Annotated in this window: 1 protein-coding gene; it reads left to right on the top strand. The window is 30.2% G+C overall.

What is annotated here, in order from left to right; all coding sequences use genetic code 11:
- A partial coding sequence (locus A9G30_RS13070) for a hypothetical protein (RefSeq protein ID WP_176700909.1) occupies positions 1-383 on the top strand: 383 nt, incomplete at its 5' end.
- Positions 384-795: the final 412 nt, after the last annotated feature.

Raw genomic sequence — 795 nt, 5'->3', positions numbered from 1 at the left:
CTATAGATATAGCTTTAGGTAGAACTAGAGCTAAAGTAAGAGCTAAAGCAAGAGCTATGGCTAGAGCTGAGGCTTTAGCTAAAGCAAGAGTTATATGGGATAAAAAAGCAAGAATTAAAGATCTTATAGATAAAATCGTATTTTGGATTATGGATTTTGAAAAAATACTGTCTGAGAGCCATCTATTTGAACGCTGGGCAACATTAACCATTGAAGAATATTTAGCAGTTAAAGCTTGGCTAATATGGATTACAAGAGAAGATACCTATCAAGATGATGAAGATATCTATCAAAATGATGAAAGTCTATGTCAAAATGATGTAATGAATTCTTTAATTAGCCTAGACAAACTTATTGACCTTGCTAAGCAACGAGAAAAATGACGCTGTAAATAAATTTATGTATTTGCCTATTTTTGAACTAAGCGAATGAGTAAAAATAAGTAGATACAAAATGGATAAAAAAGCCTAAGAAAAATGGTAGTTGAGTAGTTACACATAGGATGAGAGTATTCAAAATTCTGTGTCATTTCGATTAACTAGGTGTAAAAAAGGAAATGACACAGAATATTGAACACTCTTGGAAATAGGTATCACCAGTTTGTAGTATATCAATTACTTGCTTATCTGATATTTTGTCAATCAATTTGGCTGTTGCTTTTGTTTTTAAAAATCTATATATCTACCCATAACATATTGATGAATTTTAGCATAACATATCTAAAACATATCAACGTCATCCTATTAATGATTACCTTGCGCTTTTATGCTCATTATTTTCTATTCTTATTTTAGT

It is taken from the genome of Gilliamella sp. Fer4-1 (assembly GCF_001690515.1).
GTDB classification, from domain to species: domain Bacteria; phylum Pseudomonadota; class Gammaproteobacteria; order Enterobacterales; family Orbaceae; genus Gilliamella; species Gilliamella apicola_C.
This window is presented reverse-complemented; position numbering and strand designations above follow the sequence as displayed.